Here is a 22,026-nt window from a genome sequence, read left to right as displayed (position 1 = left end):
ATGGGAGATATAATAACCTTATTGCCTGATCATGTCGCAAATCAAATTGCAGCAGGAGAAGTAGTTCAACGTCCAGCTTCTGTTGTGAAAGAGCTGTTGGAAAATGCAATAGATGCAGGTTCGGATCATGTTCAATTAATAATCAAAGAAGCAGGGAAACAACTCATTCAAGTTGTTGATAATGGAAAAGGAATGAGTATTACAGACGCTCGAATGGCATTTGAGCGACATGCTACTTCAAAAATAAAATCCGCTTCTGATCTTTTCGCACTAAACACAAAAGGTTTTCGGGGAGAAGCATTAGCATCCATCGCAGCTGTTGCTCATGTTGAAATGCTCAGTAAAACTTCAGAAGATGAAATAGGTACACAAATTAAAATTGCTGGAAGCGAAATTCAGGAACAAGAACCTGTTGTGGCACCACAAGGGACTTCTATTTCAGTCAAGAATTTATTTTTTAATATTCCTGCTCGAAGAAATTTTTTAAAATCGAATACGGTAGAACTTAGACACATCATAGATGAGTTTCATCGTGTCGCACTTGCACATCCACAAATTGCATTTACATTTTTTCAAGGAGGGCATGAGCTTTTTGATTTGCCAGTCGCAAATTTAAGAAAACGAATTGTGCACATCTTTGGATCTAAGATGGACGCTAAATTGGTCCCTGTAGAGGAATCGACTTCTGTATCCTCGGTATCCGGTTTTGTAATAAAGCCTAGTGCGGCAAAAAGAACACGTGGACAACAATTCTTTTTTGTAAATGATCGTTTCATTAAAAGTCCGTTCATGCATCATGCAATAATGAATGCATACGATGGTTTACTTTCAGAGGGTACTGTCCCTGGTTATTTTATATTTTTTAATCTTGATCCTCAAACCATAGATATAAATATTCATCCTACTAAGACCGAGGTAAAATTTGAGGATGAACAAAGTTTATATGCGATCCTTCGTTCCTGTGTTAAACATAGTTTAGGGATGTTTAATGTAGCACCCACTTTGGATTTTGATCGCGACCCTAATCTAGATACTCCATATAATCAGGTCAATCAGATTGCAGCGAGTCCGCATTTAGAGGTTGACTCTAATTTTAATCCTTTTAAAAATCCAGATACTCCGCGTTTTTCAAAACCTAATGAAACGAATTGGGAGAGTCTTTATGTTGAGGTCGAGTCTCAACCTATTCCAACTGTTCTAGGGGATGAACTCAATGTATTAGGAGATTACGATAGTGTGAAATTATTTCAGTTAATGAACCGATACCTTGTCAGTTCAATTGGATCTGCATTATTAGTAATCGATCAACAGCGTGCGCACGAACGTATCTTGTACGAACAGTTTCTGAAAACAATTACACAGAAGCAAACTGCAAGTCAGCAACTTTTGTTTCCCTATGATCTTGAATTAACATCCACACAACAAGTGCTTTTGTCAGATCTTGAGGAGGTTTTAATTGAAGCTGGATTTGTTTTTGAAAAAGTTGGCTCATCTTCCATAAGTATTAAAGGTATTCCAGCTTCAAGTTCTGAAAAAGAAATACCCAACATATTCGAAAATTTATTTGCTTCACTCGAAAGTGATTTACCATCGGACAGTTTTAGTCAGTCTGATTTACTATCAAAGTCATTATCAAAAACATTATCAATTAAGAGAGGAGTTCCAATGAAATCCGAAGAACAACAGAGACTTTTAGACGATTTGTTTGCATGTAAAGAAACACAAGTGTCTCCATTTAATCGTCAAATTTTTATTACTTTAACTCAGGAAGAACTTGACAAAAAATTCGTTTAATGAGGAGAGTTACAGAGACTATTAAGCATTTATTAATAATAAACGGTATTTTTTTCCTTGCCACAAATCTATTTGGGCGTGGGATATACGATTTATTTGCGTTACATTATTTTGAGAATTCTCGTTTCGAAATATGGCAACCTCTAACACATATGTTTATGCATGGAAGTCTTAATCATATTTTATTTAATATGTTTGGACTGTACATGTTTGGCTCTCCATTAGAGTCTCTTTGGGGAAAGAATAAGTTTATATTTTTTTACATTTCTGCAGGCTTGGGTGCCGCAGCATTACAACTTTTAATTTATTATTTCCAGTACACCACTGTCTACAACGATTTATTGGCATTGGGTTATGGTCAAGATGCAGTTAACACTTTAGTAACAGAGGGTAGCTATAATCGTGCTATTTTGGAATCATTGTCTGAGAAACAATTATCCGGAATGTATCAAGCGTTTAATTCTTCTATGGTAGGAGCCTCTGGTGCTCTGTACGGAGTATTAGTAGCTTTTGCAATGTTATTTCCTAATTCAGAGTTATACCTAATGTTCATTCCTTTCCCTGTAAAAGCCAAGTATTTAATACCCTTTATGATACTTGGAGATTTGTTTTTTGGGTTCAGTTCCTTTTCAATAGGCCCCATTGCACATTTTGCACATCTTGGAGGCGCAATATCAGGTTTTCTAATCATGCGATATTGGAAACGTCAACAGTTTAATGATAATCGTTGGGATAGATGATGAATTTAAAAAACTTAAAATATAGATTTGAGCAGTTTTCGATTGCAGAAAAAATAATTGTTTTGAACATTGTTTTTTTTATAATTCCATTTTTTATTCAAACCCTCCTTTATTTGTTTAAACTTCCAAGTTCAACTTTTTCTTCTTGGTTTCATTTATTACCCAGTTTCAGCGAAGTTCTTTTTCGTCCATGGACTTTATTTACCTATAGTTTTTTGCACGCTAGCTTCAGCCATATTCTTTGGAATATGCTTCTTTTGTACTATGCATCACAGATGTATTTAAATTTATTTTCTGAACATCAATTTTTAAAGAATTACGTTCTGGGTGTTTTGGTTGGGGGGCTGTTTTTTTTAATAGGCTATAACCTCTTTCCAGTTTTCGAGGGTATCTATCCTCCTTTAGTTGGGGCTTCAGCCGGAGTAATGGCTGTTCTTATATTTGTAGCAACCTACACTCCTAATCAAGAAATACGTTTGTTGTTTATAAACGTAAAACTTCAATATATAGGGATAGCCTTAGTTTTGATCGATATCCTTCAAATTCCTTACAGTAATGCTGGTGGAAGGCTTGCTCATCTTGGTGGAGCTTTTATTGGATACCTTTATGCAACTCAATTAAAACAAGGTACTGACATTGGATCTTTTTTAGACCGTATTTGGAGTTATTTTAATACCCTTACAAAACCTTCAGCTGTTAAAAACATGCGAACTGTTCATCGAACTCAAAAAACAGTAAAAAGAAAACCAAGTCCTACAAACCAGCAAAAGATTGATGCAATTCTTGATAAGATCAGTACTTCAGGGTATGAGAGTTTAAAGCAAGAAGAAAAAGATTTTTTGTTTCAGTCTGGAAAAGACAATTAACTTACAATTCAATGAAACTGAATTTTTTTCAAAAACTGTTATTAATATTTAATGTTTTAACGTTACTTTTTCAATTGATGCTTATGGGAAGTATACCTTCCTTATTTGATTTTTCAATTTTAAATTTATTCGTCCCCCTAGTTGTTATAATAAATATCGCTTTTTTTATTTACTGGTTATTACGTTCAAAATGGGTTTTCTTGTTATTCATGATTGCATTTTTAATTGGTTATGGAGAGTGGGGTTTATTGTATCAATTTCCAAGAAATTTAATTCATAAGAGTACAGATACCTTTAAGGTAATGACCTATAATGTTAGATTGTTTAATAAGTTTGATTGGATTGAAGGAAAAGATATTCCGGCAGAAATAAAGCGTTTTATAGATAATGAACAGCCTGATATTATTTGTTTTCAGGAATATTCAAAAAGTGAAGCACCAAAATTACCCTCGTATCCTTACAGTTATGTTCAACCTATTCAATCGAATGGAAAGTCTGAGATTGCTATTTTCTCAAAATTTCCAATAAATAACACAGGCTACATCAACTTTGAAAATTCTACCAATAGTGGAATTTTTACAGACATTCAATATCGAGGTAAGAAGGCTAGAGTTTACAATTTACACCTCGAGTCTTTACGAATTAATTTTAAAGATACTTTAATTACCAACCGTAATTCAGAAGGTCTTCAGCTTAAGTTCAATCAGGTTTTTAAGAAGCAGCTGGATCAAATTGGCCAGTTTGAGGAAATTGATAAACAAAATCCGTTCCCTTCTATAGTTTGTACGGATCTAAATAATTCACAGTTTTCTGTTATTTATAGAGCTTTAAAAAAAGACAAGAATGATGTATTTAAAGAAGCAGGAACTGGATTGGGAACTACTTTTAACTTTTCATTTTTCCCTTTAAGAATTGATTTTATTTTAACGGATCCTATTTTTAAAATAAATGGTTTTAAATCCTATGATATTGAACTCTCTGACCATTTGCCGATCATGACAACTCTTGCATGGGAGTAAGATCAATCGAGTTTAAGTAAACCGAGCTTTCAGGGCCTAGGTTACTAATAAGATCTAAGGCGTTTAAATTCGGTATGAATCCAAACTTTGATTCAAACACTTGAATGTATCTGGGAAACTCTACAGGAAGTTCTTTTTTAGAGTTTATTAAGGTAGTGTTCAAAGTGTTAAATTCTTTCTTTAATGGATTTAATGAAATTTCAGTGTCAATTTCGAACCAGTCCATAAATAGTTTTATTAAGCTCAAATTGAATTCAACCAGTGTTTTCTTTTTAGCGAAAAAAACCTCCTCAAGCTCATCTTGATAATACTCAAAGAAAGGGGAGGAGTTATAAGCACTTACAAATGATTTCCAATGATTTAACTGCCATTTTTCATCATAAGAAATACATACTTCGCCATCCAGTAAACGTTCATCTTTTGAAGCGTGTATAATCGGTATGGATAAGTTTAATACTCCATTTGCACTAACAATTTTAGTTCTATTTCTATAAGTTTGCTTCTGATAGAACTCCCCGGTAGGGATATTAACATGTTTCGTTTTTGCAATGAATGCCATGGTGGCTATATTGGGAATATAAGCGCTAAATAGTTCAATTGACATTTATGCTTTTTTTCGTTTTCTGTAAAAAACTATAAGTTGCCATCCTATTATAATTGCAGCTACATAAGGAAAAAATGATATTGGTTTTCCTGTTCCTCCGACTGTGGTCATCAGACGGTCGGTTCTTATTTTCCAGTTTCTAATTCCGTCGTTTATGCCTTCAATACTGAACCAGATTAAAACAGGTTTCCCTACAATATGATCTTCCGGTACATAACCCCAATATCTACTGTCCTCTGATCGGTGTCTGTTGTCACCCATCATCCAATAATAATCTTGTTTAAAGGTATACGAGCTCGTTTCTTTTCCGTTAATATAGAATGTGTTCCCTTTTTTAGTAACCGTATTTTTTTCGTATTCACGAATGATTTTTTTGTAAAGAGGAAAACTTTTTTCATCAATTTGAACCGTCATTCCTGCCTTTGGAATTAGAATAGGACCAAAATTGTCTTCGTTCCAATCATATGGAATTGTGTTTGGGAAGAAATAAGGATTAGCAGTTTTATTGGTGTTAATTTTTCTAACGATACTATCCAAAATTCCAGCATCACTAAGCCCTTTTGCCTCTGCCTCTGTTAGAGTAATTTCTTTTACCGCTTTTAAAGGTTCTTCTATTATTATTCCAAGTTTTTTTGGAAGTCCATTTGGAATACCAGCCGAAGGAGTAGAAACTATAAAATTATCAATATCATTATTTACAGGACCATAAATATAGGGTGTAAGCTGATCATAGCTTTCTTGAGTTATATTCTTTATTCTATACTGTCTACTGAAATCTTTAAGATTAGCTTCTAATAGTTTCCTAGATGAAATACCTTTGGAGTTATAGGCTGTGTAAGTATATTGTGTTTTGGCACGATCGGGTAGTGGATTTTTAGCTCCATTGATATAAACATATCCATCAATTATTTCTAAACTATCTCCAGGAGTTCCAACACATCTTTTAACATAGTTCGATTTCTTGTCTATGGGTTTACGAACTCCTTTTTCTTTAACAAAGAACTGACGAACCGTATCTGCAGGCCAACTAAAAACTACGATATCGTTTCTTTTTACATCCTGAAACCCAGGTAGCCTAAAGTAGGGGAGTTGTGGTTTTTTTAAATAGGATCTTTTCTTTATGATAGGAATGGTATCATGAACCATAGGAAATGCAACTGCAGAGGTGGGAGTTCTTGCTCCATAATGGAATTTACTTACAAATAAGAAGTCACCAATCAGGAGGGTTTTTTCAAGTGATCCTGTTGGAATTATATAGGGTTGAATAAAGTAATTATGAACTATTGTTGCCGCTATTATTGCGAAAAGTAAGGCGCTAATCCATTCTCCAAACCAAGTTTTAGAATTAAGGTCTCGGTCTTTATCGTAGCTAGTATTAGAATCATAGTTGACAATAAACAAATAGAATCCTAAGGTAAGAATCCCTAAAAGTGTATCCTTGTTTTCATGTTTCCCGAAACTTCTTAATGTTTCTACCCACACTACGGGGAACATCATTAGGTTAATTATAGGAATAAAAAGTAATATTACCCACCATTTAGGTCTTCTAATAATTTGCATTAGAACAATTGCATTATATATCGGAACTATTGCCTCCCAAGACTTACGCCCTGCTTTCACATAAAGTCTATGAGTTCCTAAGAAGTGAATAATTTGAATTCCAACTATAAAAAGTAGCCATTCTGTTGCAGTCATAATTTTAAATTTGATTCGATCTTATAAATAAGACGTTATCCTTATTTTTTTGTTACTAATTAGCCAATGTTAAGAACATCTTTCATCGAAAAAATTCCTTTTTTATTCTGAATCCATTCTGCGGATACTACAGCTCCAAGTGCAAAACCTTCTCTGGAGTGAGCTTCGTGTTCAATTGTAATACTATCAATTTTGGATTTATATTTTATGGCATGAGTTCCAGGGACTTCTCCTGTTCTTTCTACAACAATAGGAAGTGTTTTTTGGTTTTTAGCTTCTTCAATGGTCCAAGCGTTGTAGTCAGTTTCTTTAAAAACACCCTCTGCTAATGTTATAGCCGTCCCACTAGGTGCATCCAGTTTATGAATGTGATGAATTTCTTTCATTTCAGCAGCATAGCTTTTATGAGATTTCATAAGTTTTGCTAGGTCTTCATTTAACTTAAAAAATAAGTTAACCCCAATACTAAAATTGGAGGCATACAAAAATGCACTGTCTTGCTCTTCGCAATATTTTTCAACTTGACTAAGCTTGTCCAACCAGCCTGTAGTTCCACAAACAACGGGTATTTTAAAATCTAAAGCTGCTTTAATGTTTTCAACCGCTGCATCTGGAATACTAAAATTTATAGCAACATCTGCATCCGAAAGCTCCCCTTCTGAGTTCAACTTATCGATTTTAGCTACTACATTATGCCCTCTATCGATGGCAATTTGTTCAATAGCTTTTCCCATTCTTCCATAACCTAATAATGCTATTTTCATGGTTTAAAGGTTTATGTTTAAAGTAATTCCAAAATTCATATCTGTGCTATAATCGTTAGGTTTTAAATAGGGTTTAAAACTGAGTTGCTCATTTACATTAAACTGCATCAGGTGAGCCCCTACATTTGCATCAATCACGTTAAGTAAGTAAAAAACCATAAAAAACAGCAAAGATTGGTCTCTGTAGTTTTTATGGAATTTCATACCTTCAATTAATTGATCGTTTTTGAGAATCCTACCTTGATAAATATCATCGGTGTATCCTGCAATTCTTCTTTTATAAATATTTCGAAATACGTTCATTTGATCTCTTTGATATAAATAAGAGTATCCTGCAGATCCAAGTGCTATATATATGATAGGTACTTTCCAGGTTTTTCCAGTGTATAATTGTCCGAGTCCCGGAACAACAGTCGAGTAGAAAGCTGCTCTGGCAGGTGTCAGAGGGTCTTTTATTAGTCTTTCTTTTCGCGTTAAACTATCCAATTCAATTTTTTGGGCGGAAATAGCAGAATAAGAAAGTATAAAAATTAATAAAAGTGGGAGTTTATTTTTCACCTTTCAATAACTTTTTCATACGACTAAAATCTTGCTGAGATTCAAACGGAATCTGAATAACACCTTTTCCATCTTCCTTGTAGCTTATTCTTACTTTAGTTCCAAAGTGTGCGCTAAATTCTTTGCTACCTTCTTCTATAAATAAAGGTTTGTGAGGTGGAATTTTGTCTGTTTTACCTTCTTTTATTGCTTTAACAAGAGCCTCTGTTTTGCGAACACTTATATCACCTTTAATTATTTTCTCGTAGACCTCTAGTTGCTTTGTTCGATCATTAATCGGAAGTAATGCTCTTCCATGTCCCATGGATAAGAAGCCATCACGCATTCCGGTTTGGATGATAGGATCTAGTTTAAGAAGTCTCAGGTAGTTTGTAATTGTCGATCTTTTTTTTCCAACACGTTCGCTCAGTGCTTCTTGAGTTAGTTTTATTTCGTTAATCAAGCGTTCATAGGAAAGTGCAACTTCAATTGGATCTAAATCCTGACGTTGAATATTTTCTACCAATGCCATTTCAAGAGACTCTTGATCATTCGCCAAACGAACAAATGCGGGCACGGAACTAAGACCAATTAATTTAGCTGCACGATATCGACGTTCTCCAGAAACTAATTGATATTGGTTAAATTCCATTTTTCGAACCGTAATGGGTTGAATAATCCCAAGTTCTTTGATGGAGGAAGCCAATTGCTTAATAGCCTCGTCATTGAATTGTGTTCTTGGTTGAAATGGGTTTACTTCAATTCGATCCAAATCAAGGTCGATTACATTACCAATTACTTGGTCTGCATTTTTGTCGTTTACAGAGTTAATGTCATTTGAAGGGTCCTGAAGTAGCGCGGAAAGTCCACGTCCTAAAGCCTGTTTTTTGTTTGATTTGGCCATTTCTATTTTCCTTTATTCTTCTTAAGAACTTCTTGTGCTAAGCTGAGATAGTTCTGCGCCCCCTTACTGGTTGCGTCGTATTGTATAATATTTTCTCCAAAACTGGGTGCTTCTCCCAGTCTTATGTTTCTTTGAATGATTGATTTAAAAACCATTTTCCCAAAGTGTTTTTTGACCTCTTCTACAACTTGATTTGATAATCGTAACCTAGAATCATACATGGTAAGCAAAAGCCCTTCGATGTCTAAATCTTTGTTGTGAATTTTCTGAACACTTTTTATGGTATTTAATAATTTCCCTAAGCCTTCTAATGCAAAATATTCACACTGAATAGGAATTAATACCGAGTCGGATGCAGAAAGGGCATTTAGAGTAATTAAACCAAGAGAAGGAGCACAGTCAATAAATATATAATCGTACTGATCTTTTATGCTTTCCAGAGCTTTTCGAAGCATGTATTCGCGTTCGTGTTTATCAACTAATTCTATCTCAATCGCTACAAGATCAATATGCGATGGGATCAGGTCTAAATTAGGAGAATCTGTTTTGACGATTAAATCTTCAACTTTAGCAGTATGTTCTAGTAATTCGTAAGTTCCTTTTTGCTGTTTTTCAACATCTATTCCTAAACCAGAGGTAGCATTTGCTTGAGGGTCAGCGTCGATTAAGAGAACTTTTTTTTCGAGTACTCCCAACGCTGCAGCAAGGTTTACGGAGGTAGTTGTTTTACCAACCCCACCTTTTTGATTTGCTATTGCGATTATTTTACCCATGCTTTAAGTTTAGGCTTTAAAAATACAATTATTTATTATCTAAATAAAGTTAAATTATAAATGAAAAAATTAACATTTATCAATCTTCACTCTCGTCTTTGGTTTCTATAATGAAAAGGGTTTCATTTTCTTTTTTATGACCATAATATTCTCTTGCAAAACGTTCGAGGCTGTCAATATTTTCAAGTTGATTTATTGAATGTTGATCTTCTTCGATTACGGTCTTTAAACGTTCTTTTTGATATTCTAATTTTTCAATTTCTAGATCCAAATCCCTTTGAGTCAGCCATGAATTAGAATCTAAGAACAGAATCCAAATTGTGAACAGGATTACAATAACTAGATAAGTAATCGCATAGGATTTATTTTTCTTTTTAAGATATTTTAGAAATTCTTTAAAAGCCATTTTATTTTTTTTCAATTTCCGAAACCTGTGCTTCCGTAATTTGTTGTTTATACTGGTTTCCCCACGAATTCAGAATGTAGTTCATGACATCAGCAACTTCCTCATCATCTAAGCCTTGCTTGGTCATAATTCCATCATACGATATTCCGTTCACAACAATTGGACCTCGAAGACTGTGTTTAACTGCACGAATGCTTTCTTCTAGATTGTTAGCTAAGTAGTCCGATTGAGCAAGCGGAGGAAAAACATTTGCTACCCCTTTTCCGTTGTCCAAATGACACTGTAGGCAAAAGTCTTGATATATTTCTGCTCCATCGATTATGCTTTGTTTTAATGGTTTTTCTTGATGCATATAACTCATGAATCCCAAAACACTGATGCAGTATATGTACAATACGTTTCTCATAGTAATTTATTTAATAGGAGGTTGCGGAATTATTTTCAGAATTCCTTTCCCTTCTACTCCAATATAAATTAATCCATCAGGACCTTGTTTAACATTTCTAACACGACCTACACCCTCTAAAATTTTGTGCCGTTCAACTACTTTATTGTCTTTGAAAACCAAACGTTCTAAATATTCAAATACTAAAGAACCAACCAATAAATTTCCTTTCCAATTAGGATAATTATCCGAAGTAGAAAAAGTCATTCCAGAGGGAGCGATTGAAGGAAGCCAGTAGTACAAAGGTTGTTCCATACCGGGCAATTCTTTATTGCTCGTAATCGGGGTTCCGCTGTAATTTATACCATAGGTTATTTCGGGCCATCCATAATTGTTTCCTCTTCCGATAACATTTATTTCATCTCCTCCGCGAGGCCCATGCTCATGTACCCAAATAGCTCCTGTTTCTGGATGCGTAAGCATCCCTTGCGGGTTTCTGTGTCCGAACGAGTATATGGCTTTTTTGCTCCCTTCTTGATCGTAAAACGGATTGTCTGTAGGGATAGAACCGTCTTGGTTAATTCTATAAATTTTTCCACCATCTCGGGTAAGGTCTTGTGGGTTAACCGTTCTGTTTCCTCGATCTCCAATAGAGAAATACAACTTCCCTTCGGCATCGAAACTTATTCTAGATCCCCAGTGTTGACCTTTTTTAGAGTTTTCTTCTCCTTTGTAAAGTTGCTTGAGGTTAACCAAAGATTTATCTTCTAGTTGAGCAGAATAAAGCGCGGTATGCCCTCCTTTAGGTTCCCCATCTGCAGAACTGGCAGTGAAAAATATGGTGTTTGAAGTTTTAAAATCAGGTGCTGCAATAACATCTAATAAACCACCTTGACCACGAACGTAAATATCAGGAAGTCCCGATACTTCAGTTTTCTGACCCTCCGCAACATGATACAAGATTCCAGATTTCTCTGTTACTAGCATTTCATTTTCAGAAATAAAAGTCATCCCCCATGGAATGTCGATCCCGTCAATTACGGTTTCGTATATGTATTTAGGATCAAGCTCGTTTTGAATTTTAGGCCCATGATCTTGTGCGCAACTTGTGATTATAAAGAAGGCAAAAAAGATGTTGAGTAGAAAAAATTTATTCATGTGTGATTTATTTTGGTAGCACTATTGTTATAAAAATTCACCTCGGGATTGTATGAAAATACACTGGTGTAATCCCAATTAATCTTTTATAAAAATAAGAAATTTTATTGGTATTCTGGGTTTTGTTTTAGCAAAGAAAAAGCAGCTGCTGAAGGTTTCTTTTGGTGGGGTGTTGTTGGTATGGGTTGTCATTGATTTAAGTTTTCATTGTCCTTTTGATTAATAAGAAGATTAAAAGGTATTTGTTGTTAATCCGGGTTATTAATAATTACTTAAGGCTAAACTACATACTTTTGAGTGTTTATAAATCATATATTTAAATAAATACAAATATGTTTGTTTTATAAGTAATATCTCCCTAAGTTGTAATCCCAAATGCGAACCAAATAATCTATTTACATTTCAATGTGTCTTGAAAATATTTTAATTATTCTTGACATAATTGAAACAATCTGGGATAAAAATAATATTAATGAAATTTCCGATTTAAACGACTTAGTGTCAAAAGGAAGTAAATCGGTTAGTTGGATGAAGAATAATGAAAGTGTAATGAGATTTTATAATAATTGTAGTGAAAAAACTTGGCGATTTAGATTCATTCAACAACTTGGAATTCAATTAGAAAAACAAATTTCACTCGTCAAGGGAATTGTTTAAATATCTTAAAATTTTAGAACACACTTTAAATTTTTGTCTTTTTGGAAATCAGTATAAACAACGGATTGTTATTTAATTACATTATTTTTTTAAAAACAGGGAGAGACTTGAACAACCTAATGAAATAACCCCATGAAAATCAAGGGATTATAAATTTCGAAGTGCATGTGGTCTGGATGGGAACTAAATCAACTAAATATTTTCATGTATTAGACTTAACATCAATTGCTTATATGTACTTTTTTCTGTTATCCTCCTTAGGTGGACAAATCTTATCCAATTTGGGTGGTATCTGTTGAATGAAAACCAACGAGTTGAGTGAGAAAACTTTAATTTTCTTCAGATGAAGTTAGCGAAGATTTTATTGATGTGCAAGTTTTGTAAATGTTGAGGTTTCTTGTAACTGAGAAAATGATTTTTTCCAAAATGGGTATTGGAGTGGTTTTTATATAGGAGTCAATTTTTTCTCCCTATGCAAAATGATAGTTTTTTTTCTTAACTTTAATAAATGGATTTCAATAGATTAATAAAGGATTCAAAGGAAGGAATAAAAAGAAAAATCTCATCTAGAAGGGAAAAAATATCTATATCAGTTGCGGAATTCAATAATCTTTCCAAAAAGTATTTCAATCAGATAAAAGAGGGAGAAAACCTAATTATTAGTCATGATAAAAAAGATAAAGAAACACTTGTATTTATCTTGAGGTGGTATTATAATTTATGGATTGATATTAATGAAGACTCTATTGAGATTTACTATTCTTTTCCTAAAGAATTTGAAATAATTAGTGAGGTTAATAAATCAAACCACACTCACACACCAAAAACCTTTAAAAAAGGAACTAAAATGTATTTTAATTTTTCAAGTTACTCTTTTTCCAATTGGTTAAATGGGATTCCACTTTGGGATAATAAAGATGAAGAGGTTGATCATGGATTAAAACCAAGTTGTCAAATAAATTATGACTACATTAAAATTGCAAATAGTTAATTGTGAATGAGGAACTAATCGAATTTAGAGAAGAAATGCATAGTAGAGGAGAAATATGAGGATCTTTTAAGAATTTCGATAGATAATATCATCTCCCGTTTTTAAATATTTTATATAAAGATTAATGAAGTATAACTAAAACTCAATAATTCCATCATCTTCATAATAATCAAAATTTAATTCTATTTCCTCTCCTTCAGTGATACTTTGAAAATCAATAGGAGATTGAGAAAATAATTCCTCAATTAATAGAAATTCAAAATTATCCTCTCTACTAACTTTCTTGTAATCATTACCATCTTTTATTTCAAGAGTAACTCCCATTCCATCTTCTTCAGTGAATTTAAAATCAATTTTTTGATCATTTATTAAAATAGATGATGTATATACAACCTTGAAATAATCACCATGGTTAGTGTCTTCATTTTTTGAGACTTTCTCTAAAAACTTAATCTTCAATTCCATATTATTTATTTTGTTTAAATATAAAACATTATTTTTATATTATAAAAACTGTTACTCTGTTTATTGTAGTGTATTAGGAGTAATTCTTCTTCTCCTTTATTAACCTCTTTAACCTCAACCTCAACTTCGTTCCATCCTAATCGTTTTATGGATTCAAATCTTCTATTTCCACTGATTACTTGATTATGAATATCAATGGTGAGGGGTTGAAGTAATCCAACCTCTGAGATACTTTTCATCAGTTAAATCTGACCATCTTTTTTCCAAATTAAAATTTTAATATATATTTACTTAAATTTTAATATGAAAGTAAGTATTCAATTTACTTCACTTTGGGAAGATGAGAAAAGAGATTCAACGTTTGAGTCTATCTCATTAAGGGTGAAAATGGATTATCCAGACATGGTAGTGAATTTGACTAAGGATCCAGAAGAAGAATATATCGTCTTGTGTGAAGGTGAGTTTGACGGTGTTGATGATGTAGATATATTTTTATGTGAAGAAATATGTCACGAATATGAACTTTACTGTTATATTTATACAGATTCAATCAGAAAGGAATTTTATTATGATGAATCCGAAGACTGGAATTATAAAAATCTAAAATAATTTATTTAATTAACTATAATAATAAATTGTTAATAACAATGGTATTTCCTAAAATAGATTATAAATTCTGGTTATCTTATTGGAACGAAAGTATTGGTAAAGGTGGTGTATACACAAATAAAAATATTGAAAAATATATTCAATTTGATAAAGATATAAACTATTGTACCTCCGAAATAATTGAGTTAACTAGTAAAGATGATATTAATAAAAAAAACATACTCAGAGTTGTTGATTTAATTTACTCTTGGGGAGGTCCATCCGGAAGGATGTTTTACTCAAAAACAAAAGGAAAAATAAGCCCTCGGGAAGAACTTGAAACGAATGAAATCACATATAAAACCTATTTAGAAGGAATAGAGTTTGCAAAACAAGGAAAGTCTGTAAGTATTGAAATATTTAATAGGATAAGAGGTATTGGTTCATCATATGCAAGTAAACACTCTTATTTCTGGAGTCTAAACAGTTGCAATCCATTAATTATTGTTGATTCCAAAATATCAGGAGTACTAGGTTATAGGACAATTGATGATTTAGAAAAAGACTTTAAGTATAATGAAATTGTAAAAAGTTTTTTGAAAAAATCACAAATTGAATTTAATGAAAAGGATCCAAGTAAAGTAGAAAGATCTCTATTTGCTTTTCATAATTTTTATTTTTTAAATGACAATAGTAATTGGAAAAATAAAGATCAATTTAAAGATTGTAAAGAGGCTGAAAACATAGCTAAGAAGTTGTTTGAAAAATAAAAAATAATAATTCAATAAAATTTGAATGTGGAATGAAGAGTTTGTGATAAGTTGGGGAGTTTTGTGAACTATGATTTGAAAAAGTATCAATAAAGAAAGTTTTTTTTTAATTGTCTCTCATTTAACAGATAAAAAAGTGATACCTATAATTCTTTTGAAGATACTCTGACAACTTTTCGAAGAGGAGATGCCCATTTCTTAAGAAATCCTTTCTCTTGATGAAAAATTCTTAGGTAAAATATTTACTCCTGTTGATATTAATGAACTTGTAAATACGCCATTTGAAGTCTTACCCCTAACTCTAACAAACAGAGGAGATCCTTTTTTATTATCTTTAAATGATTTATGAAGAAGGGATATTTTCATAATATCAAATATATGAAAATATAAATTTGGTGACCTATATGGTGACCAATACAATTTTAAATTATATAAACCCTTGTAAATCAAGGGTTTATACTGTTTTTTAGTCGGGATGACAGGATTTGAACCTGCGACCCCACGCCCCCCAGGCGTGTGCGCTACCAGGCTGCGCTACATCCCGAAACAATTAGATACAAAAAAAGCTCAATGAATGAGCTTTTTTAGTCGGGGTGGCAGGATTCGAACCTGCGACCTCCTGCTCCCAAAGCAGGCGCGATGACCGGGCTACGCTACACCCCGAAAAATTCGGTATGCAAATATAATATTTATCCGCTTCCTGACAAGTTTTTGAAGCTTCATTAATCTTCTTTTTTATTTGTCTCTAAGAAGACTGAAATTGAGCATTTTACTGCTCTCGGGTGTTGATTTCAACTCCGTTTTCATTGATGTTAATCTCAATATTATTCTCCTCATCTGAAAGTTTAAGACTTAAATTATCTTCCTCAATACTCAGATTTCCTGAAGTTGAGTTGCAATCTTGGCAAACCAAAATTTTATTTTCCATTTTCCAAAGATGGCCAGCTACTTTTCTTCTAGAATAATTTTTGTCATTTTTAATTTTTCTATTCAGAATCGGACTCAGGTCTCGATCAATAAATACATATTGTCCTTCTGGAATAGATAGGGTTAATCTTACTTCTTGATCATTTCTACTTTGACCGATTGAGCTGAGCCAATTACTATCAAGTAATAAGCTTTTGTTATAGTATTCGTAATCATATTCAATGGTATTCGCATTCTCATGTGCATTTTTTTGGTTCACTCCTTTTGCTCTTTTTTCTAATTTTAATTCTGAAATATTGTCCTGACCATTTACGATATTCAATCGAATGTCTTCCTGTATTAATTTTAAATTCTCTTCGTCGCTATAGATGATTCGTTTGTCGTTGAACACTAGAATTTCATCCTCATATTGTAGTTGATTCATTCGAATTTGAAGGGTGTCTGTTTTAGAAATATCAATAGGCATTTCAGTATTATTCTTTGCTGTGAATAGATTAGTTCTAAATTCTCGTGCAATTATAAAGGCTGATAAGAGAATGGTTGTAATCCAAAGTACTCCAAGGGTGTACTTGGTTGAGTTGCTCATAATTTTTCTCTTAGAGGTAAGCAGTCTGAGTCCCAATACAAACAAAAACACATTAGGAATACCAATACCAAAGAATACAATTATAGAAATAGTCCAAGCCGGAATGTCAGTATTCATAGATAAGAATAGGATTTCATGAGGTATTTCAATGGAGCTAATAAAGCCTAATATTGCAACACCAAAAAGAAGGAATATTAGCGTTAAAGATGAAACTACAATCATGAAGAAACCAATTATTTTACGTGCTAATTTTATCAATAGAATAAGGGTAGATTCTAAAATTTCGGAAAATCTCTTTGTGTTCTTTTTTAAATCATCTCCCACTTTAGAGTAGTCAACATCTTTTACTTTTTGTGTAACATCGTCTAAACCTTCTTTAATTTTACTTTCAATATTTGAAATATTAACAGGTTTGCCTCGCATTCGTAGTTTTTCGGAGGTTGTCTTTGCTACTGGAAGTAATGCCCACAGTAAGATGTATATGAATAAAACCCCACCCACAGAAGATAAGAAAAGGAAGAGCAAGATGAGACGCACATAGATTCGTTCAATTCCAAAATAGTACCCCAGTCCGCTGGCAACACCTCCCAAAATGTTTTCTTCTCCATCTCGGTATAGTTTTTTTTGTATGTCAGATTCCGAGCTATCGTCGCTGTTGTTATCCTCGCTAATGTCCTCTGGTGATCCGAGTGTCTTTATTACGTCGGTGGTGTTTTGTACCGATATTACATAGCCGTCCCGGATTGCATATTGTGAAAATAATTCTGCAATTCGAACCTCGATATCCTCTAGTATTTCTTGTTTTCCTTCCGTGTTTTTAAAACTTTTTTCAAGTTTATTAAGGTAGTTTTTTAAAAGATCATAGGCGTCGCTATCGATATGGAACAGGGTATGAGCAAGATGAATTGTTATTGTTGTATTCATGATTAAGATTTTTTGGTTAAAGAGGTTACGGCTTTGTTTAATTCGTTCCACGAACTGTGAAGTTCTTTTAAAGATTTCTTCCCTTCGTCTGTTATGGAATAATATTTCCTTGGCGGTCCAGAAGTAGATTCTTCCCAACGATACTCTAGCATTCCACCGTTTTTAAGCCGAGTTAGTAATGGGTAAAGTGTTCCTTCTACAACAAGCATTTTCGATTTCTTTAAGGTCTCTATGATCTCGAAAGAATATTTGTCATCCGTGCTTAATATTTTAAGAATGCAAAATTCCAAAATACCTTTTCGCATTTGTGCTTTTGTGTTTTCTATGTTCATTTAAGTTTTTTTAATTGAATAAACAGACTTGCCTAAAGTTGCTTTTTAGTTGTTTACTATGCAAATATATGTTTTTAAAATAGAACTATGCAATACATAGTACTAATTTTAACTTTTTTACAACATATTTTTAAATTTTACTCTTTTATATTTGAATCAAATTATTCTAATTATGAGTAAGTGTAAATATTATGTTACTGTTCTAAAAAAGGTAAGTTTTAGTAAAATATTATTTAAGAAAGAATATAATAAAGCTTGTTCAGTTTTAAGAGGAACTGATTTAAGAAAGCTGAAATTGTGGGTAACTCTTTTCTTAAATAAAAACCCTCATTTACAATTGGAGGTGTTTTAAGGAGAAACAATTTTCACATCATCGAATGCAATAGCTCCTCTTACGACACTGCTTATGCTTTCTTTTAGCGCTTCAATTATCTGCAGTTTCAATTGACTTTTATGATATATAATGCTTATTTCCCTTGCAGGGGGTGGAGCGGGGAAGTGGATTATGTTTTGTGCATTTTTTTCTGACAAGTTGTTTGCATTCAAATAAGGCACTAAGGTCATTCCTAGTCCTTCATTGGCTAGATTAACCAGTGTTTCAAAGCTTCCACTTTTAAGGTTTAGTCGTCCATTCATTCCGCTTTTTGCTAAAGAACACATAGAAAGGACTTGGTTCTTAAAGCAATGTCCGTCCTGTAGAAGAAGGATGTCTTCGTTTTCTAAGTCTTCTACATTAATTTGAGAGCTTTTCGCTAATCTATGATTTCCTGGGACATAGGCTACAAAAGGTTCGTAATATAAAGGGCGTTCGATTATTTTTTCTTGTTTCAGTGGGGTCGCACAAATACCAGCATCTATTTTCCCTTCCTCTAATTTTTTTATAATGTTTTCCGTAGTGAGTTCTTCAATCTTTAAATTAACCTTAGGATACGATTTTAAAAAAGTATTTAAGAACATAGGTAATAAGGTTGGCATAACCGTGGGTATAATACCGAGTGTAAAATCCCCGCCTATAAATCCTTTTTCCTGAGCAACAACGTCTTCCATTCGTTTGGATTCAGATATGATTTTTCTTGCTTGTATAAGAATTTCTGATCCAACTTTTGTTAAACGTATAGGTTTCTTCGCTCTGTTGAATATTTGTACTCCCAATTCTTCTTCAAGTTTTTGAATTTGCATGCTGAGAGTTGGCTGAGTCACAAAAGATTTTTCTGCAGCAAGCGTGAAGTTCCCAGCTTCTGCGACCGCAATCATGTATTTAAGTTGAGTAAGAGTCATTATTTATTTACCTTATAATTATTTAAATATAATAAATTTATTTTATTCAATAAATAATACTCACTTTCATTAGTATGTTTTTTATGGGACTTTCTCTTTTGTCAATGGGTTGTGCACATATTTTATCAACAACATCCATCCCTTTAATTACCTTACCGAAGGGAGTAAAGTTTTTATCTAAATGATAGGCACCCCCTTTTTGTTGTACTATGAAAAATTCGTAAGGAGAAGCTAGTTTATGGGGATTCTCTTCTTCACTGCTAGGAATCGAAATTACTCCTCGATCATGTTTATGCCCTTTTCTATTGTCCTGTGGCAATAGGTATCTTCCTATTTTTCTTCTTTTTGACCAGGTATTTGGGTGATCTGAATTTCCACCTTGTATTACAAAATCTGGAACTACCCTATGAAAAAAGGTGTTATTAAAGTATCCTAATTTTGTAAGGTATATGAAATTTGCTCTATGATAAGGGGTGTCCTCGTACAAAAGGATGTCGATGTCACCGTACTCTGTTGTTATTCTAACCTGATTATCATGATCTTTTTTTTGGTAGTCAAATAAAAAGGGAATTGCAGTATTTTCATCTAAATAAACTTCAGGATCTTTTAAAAGCAGTTTCTTTTTTTTAAATTTTTGCTTTTGTTCAACTTTTTTTTCACTTCTTTTTGTTTTCTTTGGTGGCTCTGTACAGCTTACAATCAAGAAAAGCAAGACGCTAAAAACACTAAAAATTTTTGCCATTATATGTTGTTTACTAAATTCGAGTCTCTTCTTTCAAAAGTAATTGATTTACCCTTACCAGGCATTGAAGCTCAAAAAAAAATGGCTCCAGTTTTCCGAATTGAGGAGTTAAAAAATAAATCTCAAAATAAAAGCCTAGTTAAAAAATCTGCTGTTTTGTGTTTGTTTTATCCCAATGAGAAGGGGTTAACTCATTTTGCTCTTATAGAACGAGGTATATATAAAGGAGTTCATTCAGGTCAGATAAGTTTTCCGGGTGGTCGTAAGGAGAAAGAAGATCTCAGTTTTTGGGGTACCGCCCTAAGAGAGGCAAATGAAGAGATAGGAGTGCCTAAAGAAGTTGTAACTGAAGTTAAAGCTTTGTCTACTTTTTATATTCCACCAAGTAATTTTATTGTGCACCCTTTCATGGCTATTTCGAGAAGTAAACTAGATTTTATGCCGGAAGAGAAAGAAGTTCAGCGGATCATTGAAGTTCCTCTGAGCGAATTGTTACTACCAAAAAATGAAACCCATGGTTTGGTAACTACTTCATATGTTGGTCAGGTTGATGTTCCTCTGTATTTGTTACAAGGAGTTCAAGTATGGGGCGCTACAGCAACTATTCTTTCGGAAATCAAAGATGTCATTTCTTCGGTGCTAAAAGAATAGTATTATCTTTACTCGATTTTTGAATTATGGGAATATTAAAAAGAAATCCTTTTGGACATATACTTTTTCTTAAGAAGATGTTAATCCGTTATCTGGGTATTATGTCTCACCGACGGTACAGAGGATTTAACCAATTGCATATTGAAGGGTCTGATATAATTAAAAACCTTCCAGACAAAAATGTTCTTTTTGTTTCTAACCATCAAACATATTTTGCTGATGTGGTTGCCATGTTTCATGTATTTAATGCGAGTTTGAGTGGAAGGATAGATTCCATCAAAAACGTAGGATATCTATGGAACCCAAAACTTAATATCTATTATATAGCAGCAAAAGAAACTATGAATGCAGGTTTGTTGCCTAAAATATTAGCTTATGCAGGTTCCGTGTCAATTGAAAGAACTTGGCGACAGTCAGGGAAAGATGTTAACCGAAAAGTTAAGTTTTCCGATATTTCTAATATTGCAAAAGCGCTTGATGACGGATGGGTAATTACTTTTCCACAGGGTACTACAAAGCCATTTAAGCCTATGCGAAAAGGGACTGCTTTTATTATTCAAAAATATAAACCAGTAGTTGTTCCAATTGTAATAGACGGCTTTAGAAGGTCTTTTGATAAAAAAGGTTTGATGATTAAAAAGAAAGGTATTCTTCAGTCTATGGTTATCAAAAAACCATTGGATATTGATTATGAAAACGAGTCTGTTGCTTCTATTCTGGAGAAAATTGAATACTCAATCGAGCAGCATCCTTCTTTTTTAAAGGTTTTATCTGCTAAGGAAATCAAAGAGCAGGAAGAATTAAATAAATCAAGAGAGTGGTAGTTCTTCCTCCTCCATCTCTTGTAATTCTTTAATGTTGGTTTTTAACTTAAAAAAATATCTTCCATAAATTAGATAGTAAAATCCAATCAGCACCAGAATAGCTAGGGCAATTATAGTGAAAATTAATAAGGATATTTTGATTATGGAGGTTTCGCCAGAATCATTAGGTTCTAGAAGCGAAATGTAGTTTTCATCATATTTAAACGCGTTGAAAAGCACTACTAACAAAAAGCCTACTAGCACTGTAAGATTGTATATTATATATCTATTTACAGATCGTCTAGACCTTATGATTCTATTAATTAGTAATGCAATCGACTCAGATGTTTTTATTTTTCTAAAGTTTAAATAAAATTGAATCATAAAATAAGAAAGGATGATGTATCCTAAAACATTTGTAGCTATTGCAACTCCATACAAGTGAATACTCTTATAATACTCAAAAGCTTCAAAGTAATCTGGTATTAGAAAAGGAATTATTAGATAGGCAAAAAACTCAATACAGCTGAATATGAAAATCCATTTAATTGAGGAAATTGATTTTTTCTGAGACAGCTTAAAGAGCTCCTCTTTAGAAAAATTATGATCGAACTTTTGGTTCTTCCACTGTTGTTTTAATAGATCTAGTTTATTCATATATAACTAC

General features: G+C 33.0%; 26 protein-coding genes and 2 tRNA genes. 10 read left to right on the top strand and 18 right to left on the bottom strand.

Translation table 11 applies throughout. From position 1 onward, the window contains the following. From mutL to NG655_RS07080, 4 genes are read left to right on the top strand one after another with little or no spacing between them, the layout of a single operon-like run. Positions 1-1,794: a DNA mismatch repair endonuclease MutL gene (gene mutL / locus NG655_RS07095; protein ID WP_252158627.1), complete on the top strand. Its 1,794-nt coding sequence runs from the start codon at positions 1-3 to the stop codon at positions 1,792-1,794. Continuing rightward, positions 1,794-2,534, top strand: a complete 741-nt coding sequence (locus NG655_RS07090; protein WP_252158626.1) for a rhomboid family intramembrane serine protease — start codon at positions 1,794-1,796, stop codon at positions 2,532-2,534. The genes mutL and NG655_RS07090 overlap by 1 nt, the downstream gene beginning before the upstream one ends. Next, positions 2,531-3,400: a rhomboid family intramembrane serine protease gene (locus NG655_RS07085; RefSeq protein WP_252158625.1), complete on the top strand. Its 870-nt coding sequence runs from the start codon at positions 2,531-2,533 to the stop codon at positions 3,398-3,400. Before NG655_RS07090 ends, NG655_RS07085 begins: the two co-directional genes overlap by 4 nt. An 11-nt stretch (positions 3,401-3,411) precedes the next feature. Then, entirely contained in the window at positions 3,412-4,419 is a 1,008-nt protein-coding gene (locus NG655_RS07080) for an endonuclease/exonuclease/phosphatase family protein (RefSeq protein ID WP_252158624.1), read from the top strand. On the opposite strand, the gene NG655_RS07075 is transcribed toward NG655_RS07080, so the two are convergent. The 9 genes from NG655_RS07075 to NG655_RS07035 form a co-directional block, all read right to left on the bottom strand. Then, entirely contained in the window at positions 4,394-5,023 is a 630-nt protein-coding gene (locus NG655_RS07075) for a WbqC family protein (protein ID WP_252158623.1), read from the bottom strand. The two genes, NG655_RS07080 and NG655_RS07075, sit on opposite strands and share 26 nt — an antisense overlap. After that, positions 5,024-6,718 (bottom strand): signal peptidase I, encoded by a 1,695-nt coding sequence (gene lepB, locus NG655_RS07070; RefSeq protein ID WP_252158622.1) that lies wholly within the window; start codon positions 6,716-6,718, stop codon positions 5,024-5,026. A gap of 59 nt (positions 6,719-6,777) precedes the next feature. Then, positions 6,778-7,482, bottom strand: a complete 705-nt coding sequence (gene dapB / locus NG655_RS07065) for a 4-hydroxy-tetrahydrodipicolinate reductase (protein ID WP_252158621.1) — start codon at positions 7,480-7,482, stop codon at positions 6,778-6,780. A gap of 3 nt (positions 7,483-7,485) precedes the next feature. Next, positions 7,486-8,040, bottom strand: a complete 555-nt coding sequence (locus tag NG655_RS07060) for a DUF5683 domain-containing protein (RefSeq protein ID WP_252158620.1) — start codon at positions 8,038-8,040, stop codon at positions 7,486-7,488. After that, a complete protein-coding gene (locus tag NG655_RS07055; protein ID WP_252158619.1) occupies positions 8,030-8,923 on the bottom strand; it encodes a ParB/RepB/Spo0J family partition protein in 894 nt (297 codons plus the stop codon). Before NG655_RS07055 ends, NG655_RS07060 begins: the two co-directional genes overlap by 11 nt. Before the next feature lie 2 nt (positions 8,924-8,925). Beyond that, positions 8,926-9,696 (bottom strand): ParA family protein, encoded by a 771-nt coding sequence (locus NG655_RS07050; protein ID WP_252158618.1) that lies wholly within the window; start codon positions 9,694-9,696, stop codon positions 8,926-8,928. Positions 9,697-9,775: 79 nt separating this feature from the next. Beyond that, positions 9,776-10,102 carry an FtsB family cell division protein gene (locus tag NG655_RS07045; protein ID WP_252158617.1) on the bottom strand — a complete coding sequence of 109 codons (327 nt, stop codon included), beginning with the start codon at positions 10,100-10,102 and terminating at the stop codon, positions 9,776-9,778. A 1-nt stretch (position 10,103) separates the two neighbouring features. After that, complete coding sequence (locus tag NG655_RS07040; protein ID WP_252158616.1) at positions 10,104-10,508, bottom strand: c-type cytochrome; 405 nt, start codon at positions 10,506-10,508, stop codon at positions 10,104-10,106. A 6-nt stretch (positions 10,509-10,514) separates the two neighbouring features. Next, the gene (locus NG655_RS07035) at positions 10,515-11,645 is read right to left on the bottom strand and encodes a PQQ-dependent sugar dehydrogenase (RefSeq protein WP_252158615.1); all 1,131 of its coding nucleotides are present in this window, start codon (positions 11,643-11,645) and stop codon (positions 10,515-10,517) included. Positions 11,646-12,050: 405 nt separating this feature from the next. Here NG655_RS07035 and NG655_RS07030 point away from each other — a divergent pair, with 405 nt between their 5' ends. Beyond that, complete coding sequence (locus NG655_RS07030; RefSeq protein ID WP_252158614.1) at positions 12,051-12,302, top strand: hypothetical protein; 252 nt, start codon at positions 12,051-12,053, stop codon at positions 12,300-12,302. A 508-nt stretch (positions 12,303-12,810) separates the two neighbouring features. Next, the gene (locus tag NG655_RS07025; protein ID WP_252158613.1) at positions 12,811-13,293 is read left to right on the top strand and encodes a hypothetical protein; all 483 of its coding nucleotides are present in this window, start codon (positions 12,811-12,813) and stop codon (positions 13,291-13,293) included. Between the two features lie 135 nt (positions 13,294-13,428). On the opposite strand, the gene NG655_RS07020 is transcribed toward NG655_RS07025, so the two are convergent. Both NG655_RS07020 and NG655_RS07015 read right to left on the bottom strand, forming a co-directional pair. After that, entirely contained in the window at positions 13,429-13,758 is a 330-nt protein-coding gene (locus tag NG655_RS07020) for a hypothetical protein (RefSeq protein ID WP_252158612.1), read from the bottom strand. A gap of 14 nt (positions 13,759-13,772) precedes the next feature. Continuing rightward, the gene (locus tag NG655_RS07015; RefSeq protein ID WP_252158611.1) at positions 13,773-13,997 is read right to left on the bottom strand and encodes a ParB N-terminal domain-containing protein; all 225 of its coding nucleotides are present in this window, start codon (positions 13,995-13,997) and stop codon (positions 13,773-13,775) included. 64 nt (positions 13,998-14,061) lie between these two features. Between NG655_RS07015 and NG655_RS07010 the strand changes: the two genes are divergently transcribed. Then, complete coding sequence (locus NG655_RS07010) at positions 14,062-14,367, top strand: hypothetical protein (RefSeq protein WP_252158610.1); 306 nt, start codon at positions 14,062-14,064, stop codon at positions 14,365-14,367. Between the two features lie 38 nt (positions 14,368-14,405). Continuing rightward, positions 14,406-15,116, top strand: a complete 711-nt coding sequence (locus NG655_RS07005) for a hypothetical protein (RefSeq protein WP_252158609.1) — start codon at positions 14,406-14,408, stop codon at positions 15,114-15,116. Positions 15,117-15,586: 470 nt separating this feature from the next. On the opposite strand, the gene NG655_RS07000 is transcribed toward NG655_RS07005, so the two are convergent. The 6 genes from NG655_RS07000 to NG655_RS06975 all read right to left on the bottom strand — a co-directional run bounded on the left by NG655_RS07000 (position 15,587) and on the right by NG655_RS06975 (position 19,905). Further along, a tRNA-Pro gene (locus NG655_RS07000) sits at positions 15,587-15,660 on the bottom strand. Positions 15,661-15,704: 44 nt separating this feature from the next. Then, positions 15,705-15,779 (bottom strand) — tRNA-Pro (locus tag NG655_RS06995). Between the two features lie 106 nt (positions 15,780-15,885). Further along, on the bottom strand, positions 15,886-17,553 hold the full coding sequence (locus NG655_RS06990; RefSeq protein ID WP_252158608.1) for a PspC domain-containing protein: 1,668 nt from the start codon (positions 17,551-17,553) through the stop codon (positions 15,886-15,888). A 2-nt stretch (positions 17,554-17,555) separates the two neighbouring features. After that, a complete protein-coding gene (locus NG655_RS06985) occupies positions 17,556-17,885 on the bottom strand; it encodes a PadR family transcriptional regulator (RefSeq protein ID WP_252158607.1) in 330 nt (109 codons plus the stop codon). A gap of 348 nt (positions 17,886-18,233) precedes the next feature. Continuing rightward, complete coding sequence (locus NG655_RS06980; RefSeq protein ID WP_252158606.1) at positions 18,234-19,163, bottom strand: hydrogen peroxide-inducible genes activator; 930 nt, start codon at positions 19,161-19,163, stop codon at positions 18,234-18,236. Positions 19,164-19,209: 46 nt separating this feature from the next. Beyond that, positions 19,210-19,905 (bottom strand): peptidylprolyl isomerase, encoded by a 696-nt coding sequence (locus tag NG655_RS06975; RefSeq protein WP_252158605.1) that lies wholly within the window; start codon positions 19,903-19,905, stop codon positions 19,210-19,212. A gap of 3 nt (positions 19,906-19,908) precedes the next feature. Between NG655_RS06975 and NG655_RS06970 the strand changes: the two genes are divergently transcribed. Both NG655_RS06970 and NG655_RS06965 read left to right on the top strand, forming a co-directional pair. After that, positions 19,909-20,556 carry an NUDIX hydrolase gene (locus tag NG655_RS06970; RefSeq protein ID WP_252158604.1) on the top strand — a complete coding sequence of 216 codons (648 nt, stop codon included), beginning with the start codon at positions 19,909-19,911 and terminating at the stop codon, positions 20,554-20,556. Positions 20,557-20,582: 26 nt separating this feature from the next. Next, positions 20,583-21,380, top strand: coding sequence for a lysophospholipid acyltransferase family protein (locus NG655_RS06965; RefSeq protein WP_252158603.1), 798 nt, complete (start codon positions 20,583-20,585; stop codon positions 21,378-21,380). On the opposite strand, the gene NG655_RS06960 is transcribed toward NG655_RS06965, so the two are convergent. Continuing rightward, a complete protein-coding gene (locus NG655_RS06960; RefSeq protein ID WP_252158602.1) occupies positions 21,366-22,016 on the bottom strand; it encodes a hypothetical protein in 651 nt (216 codons plus the stop codon). The genes NG655_RS06965 and NG655_RS06960 overlap by 15 nt on opposite strands. Positions 22,017-22,026: the final 10 nt, after the last annotated feature.

This window comes from Candidatus Arcticimaribacter forsetii (assembly GCF_910589745.1).
GTDB classification, from domain to species: Bacteria; Bacteroidota; Bacteroidia; order Flavobacteriales; family Flavobacteriaceae; genus Arcticimaribacter; species Arcticimaribacter forsetii.
This window is presented reverse-complemented; position numbering and strand designations above follow the sequence as displayed.